Consider the following 382-nt stretch of genomic DNA (forward strand, 5'->3'; position numbering starts at 1 on the left):
GCCGCTACGCGATCTACGACGTCACGCAAAAGCAGATCACGATGATCGGCGACGTCGTGCTCAACCGCGGCGCGTCGCAGCTCCGCGGCCAGCGCCTCGCGATCGATCTCGACACCGGGCGCGCGACGCTCGACGGTGCCGGCGGCGCGGCCAGGCCCGGTGCGGCGCCCGCGCCCGGCGGACGCGTTTCGGGACGCTTCGTCGTGCCGCCGCGGCCGCCCGCGAAATAGGCCGCCGACACCCCCGATTGTCAGCCCGTCACCGCGTTGTCATAGTGCGCGCGGGGGACTGCAATGGAGCATCGAGACATCGAACGCCGGTTGGCGGCGGCCGCCGCAGCCGACGCGGCGGGCGACGCCGCGACCGCGACCGCGGCCTATCG

The 382-nt window shown here is 74.1% G+C and carries 1 protein-coding gene; it reads left to right on the plus strand.

Features of this window, described 5'->3' with window-relative positions; genetic code table 11:
- Nucleotides 1-230: LptA/OstA family protein (locus D7Y13_RS46800; protein ID WP_208734776.1), on the plus strand; the 230-nt coding region annotated here is incomplete at its 5' end.
- Nucleotides 231-382 lie beyond the last annotated feature (152 nt).

Origin of the sequence: Corallococcus praedator (assembly GCF_003612125.1) — a bacterium.
Taxonomy (GTDB): Bacteria; Myxococcota; Myxococcia; order Myxococcales; family Myxococcaceae; genus Corallococcus; species Corallococcus praedator.